This is a genomic window from Schlesneria sp. (assembly GCF_036405755.1).
GTDB lineage: Bacteria > Planctomycetota > Planctomycetia > Planctomycetales > Planctomycetaceae > Schlesneria > Schlesneria sphaerica.
Window position 1 is genome coordinate 1 of record NZ_DASWWZ010000043.1, and the last position, 3,498, is coordinate 3,498.

Here is a 3,498-nt window from a genome sequence, read left to right on the forward strand (position 1 = left end):
TCTCGGTACTGCATGGCATCAATTCCCACGGGACCGAAATAGCCCAGCGACTGAAGCTCGTTCGCCGCGCGCAGGGTGACTTCGATCGCCTCCTGCCACACGAAGTTTTCGGGGACGGATTGCTGCGAGGGTGATGGAATCAGGCTTCCGGCGTACTGTCCCCGTTCGTCGGTGAACATGGTGGCGAGACCTGCCAGACGGGGTGATCCCGTCGGGGGAATCTCGATCTGGATGCCGACTTCGGCGACACGTTCGACCCAGGGTTCATAGAAGACCGAGTTTCCCGGCCCCAGTCGTCGCCGCAGCCATTGCAGGTCGGCTTCCGTCGGTGCCCCGCGTCCCCGGATCCGTTCCCGGCCCGACATCCCGTACTCCGATTTAATGACCCAGGGTTGTTCGGAGCTGGTTCCGAGGATGTCTTCGAGTTCGTGCAGATTGCTGATGCGTCGTGCCCCCTGCAGACCGACCTTCCAGCCCTGTTCAAGACGGTGAGACGTGGCGCGTGAGTTTGCCTGACGGACAGCGTCATGCGAAGGGACCTTTCCGGACGCTTCAAGTCGTTCGACCAGGGCAAGGGCCTCGCGGGACCAACCCCAGGGGACGAGCTCCACACCACGGGGGGTCTGGTCCCAGCTCTCTATGGGCACAACGCGTGGCAAGCCCGCTGCGAGGGCCTGGCGGAAGAACTCCGCATCGATTGCAGCAGGGGTCCAGATCATGTCGTCATCGTCAGCAATGGCCAGCCACGAGGTCGCCAGCTCCGCGTTCAGCCGCTTGAGAAGTTTTGTCGGTTCCCGCCGCGGGTCGGCCAGCCGATGTTCGAAGTCGAAGTTTCCATAGAACAGACGCGGCATATCAGAGGCTCTTTGCGTGGATGACGTTCAATCAAAAGGAGAAGGGCATCCACGATCGCTGGTGCCGTGTCGCAGGAAGGCTTGGCTGGGCAGTGTTATTTGCTGGACGAAGTTATTTGCTGGACAGTGTTATCCCGTATCGGAGCGGCCGGGCCAAGCCCCCCCTTCGCGATGACGCAAAGCCTCTTTCCCATCAGGGGCGACGCTGGCACGATCAATCCTTTGCAGCTCTGGGTGTCTATCATATAAATCCTTCGAAGCAGAACGAGTTTACACACATGCAGTTCGAATGATTCGGGGGGACGCAAGGCCTTCCGGTTATGTGGCCCGCCCATCATCGAAATGCACCCGCATCGGGCAGCCCAACTGTGTCTGACGGGACAAAAGTGGAAATTCGAGTCTGGCTCATTCGACGACAAACCAGCCTCTTCAGGAAACAGACTGATGACAGCAAGCTATCTGGATCTGGTCACGTCGTTGCGGCAGGCTTTTCCCCAGCCCGTTTCTGATCGGGTCCACGATGCCTATTTTGTGTTCTCGTTCCTCAGGGCGCTGGATCAACTGGATGAGATGAAATCGGTTTCTCCGTTACTGGGCAAGTCTGAGATTCTCGACTACGACGAGGCCAAGCGGTCGCGAGTCGCTGACGGTCCGGTGCCGCTGGAACAGGTCACTCAGACGCTCGTCGAGCACCTGTCCGGCATGTTCATCTGGGGCCATCCGCGGGCTCAGATCAATGTCATCCCGCCCCCCACGATTGCCAGTATCATCGGGGGTCTGTTGCCGTCGATCTATAACCCGAATCTGGTGAGCGAAGAATCGTCGCGTCAGGTCGCTGTGGCGGAGGTCGAGGTCTCATCGATGACGGCCGATCTGATTGGTTACGACCCCGCTGTCTCGGCCGGACTGTTCACCTTTGGCGGGACCGGAACGCTCCTGTACGGGATCAAGCTTGGTCTGGAAAAAGCCTGTCCCGGGACAGCCCAGCAGGGAATCCGCGAACGGGCTTATATCATCTGTTCAGAGCGAGCCCACTATGCCTGTCTCACCGTGGCGAACTGGCTGGGGATGGGGCGTGAGAGTGTGATCAAGATTCCCTGTTCATCGGAAAATGAGATCCTTCCTGAGTTACTGGAAGACAAGGCTCGCGAGATCCTGGCCAGCGGAGGAAAAATTGCAGCGATCATCGCGACAATGGGGACGACCGACCACTTTGGTCTGGATGATCTGAAAGCTCTTCACGAGATTCGTGAAGGTCTCGTCAAGGAATTTCAACTCGACTACCACCCGCATATTCATGCCGATGCGGTGATTGGTTGGGCCTGGTCGGTGTTCAACGATTACAATTTTTCGGTCAATCCACTGGGCTTTCGGCATCGAACGGTGCGGGCCCTGGCGGGGACACGTCGGCGGATTCAGGAACTTCCGCTGGCGGATTCAGTCGGAATCGACTTCCACAAGACGGGGTTCACCCCCTACATCTCCAGTCTGTTTCTGGTGAAGAATTCGGCCGATCTGGAATTGATCACGCGGAAACAGTCTGACACGCCTTACCTGTTTCATGACGGACACTATCACCCCGGGCGGTACACGCTTGAGACGACACGGGGTGGAAGTCCGCCGATGGCCGCTCTGGCGAATCTGCGGCTGTTTGGTAAGGACGGTCTGCGGTCGCTGCTGGGCCATGCGGTTTCCATGGCGGAAGAACTGCGGGAGCACCTGGAAGGACATGCAGCGACGACCGTGGTCAACCGGGGGAACTTCGGTCCGGTGACGTTGTTCCGGGTTTATCCGGATGGTGTCGACACGTTCAGCGTGACCGAGGAGGAACAGAAGGACGAATCCTGCCGCGACCAGTTGCGGGCGCACAACGAATACAATCGCCGCATTTATCACCTTGTCCAGGCAGACGCGCTCAACGGCGAAGGGGTCGTCATTTCGCTGACCGACTGCTACTGCGAAAGTGAATATGGTGAGCCGATCGTGGCTCTGAAAAGTTATCTCCTCAGTCCTTTCGCCGAAGAACGCTATGTCGAGGCAGTTCTGGAGTCGTTGTGGAAGGCCCGTGCCAAAATCGCCGCCGAAGATTCCGCCGCACAAAATGCGTGAAAGTCGGGCGACTGACTTCATTCCTGGGGAAGGGACGAATATGCTCGCCCTGGGGGGCGACACCCAACATCTCTCAGATTCACCCCCAAAAGGGGCGGGCGCGAGGACGGGTCAACGGAAGGACTTGGCCTCGGATGGGCCACCGCCGTCGTGCACAACGCGACAGCAGGGACGGGGGCGTTGTTTTCCGCAAAGTTCCTGAAACTGTTGCTCTGAGGCCTTCCACAAGCGAAGCCTGATTGGTCCTGATGGGGCTTTGGTGGTGCGTCGCTTGAAGGTTGGTGCGAGTTCGCGTTAGTGTCGGTAACGTCGCCCTCGCCCATTCAGAAGGAAGTGCAGTTCAGCGAAGGATCGGATCAGGAAATGCCGTTTGCAAGTGCAGTGTCCGAAAAGTCCAGCCTCAGTGCGGCAATTCAAGAAACCGTGCATGTGGTGGCGGGTGAATTGGGTCGCAAACCCGACCTGACGTTCGTGTTTGTGACACATCACCATGCAAAGAATTTCCCCATGCTGGCCGAGTCGATCCTCGATCGGA

Annotated in this window: 2 protein-coding genes; one reads left to right on the forward strand and one right to left on the reverse strand. The window is 58.4% G+C overall.

All coding sequences use genetic code 11. The annotated features are described in order from the left end of the window. Nucleotides 1-854, reverse strand: an 854-nt coding sequence (locus VGE80_RS01405; protein ID WP_440591403.1) for a hypothetical protein, incomplete at its 3' end; no start/stop codon positions are given. A 444-nt stretch (nucleotides 855-1,298) separates the two neighbouring features. Here VGE80_RS01405 and VGE80_RS01410 point away from each other — a divergent pair. Further along, complete coding sequence (locus VGE80_RS01410; protein WP_440591404.1) at nucleotides 1,299-2,963, forward strand: pyridoxal phosphate-dependent decarboxylase family protein; 1,665 nt, start codon at nucleotides 1,299-1,301, stop codon at nucleotides 2,961-2,963. Nucleotides 2,964-3,498: the final 535 nt, after the last annotated feature.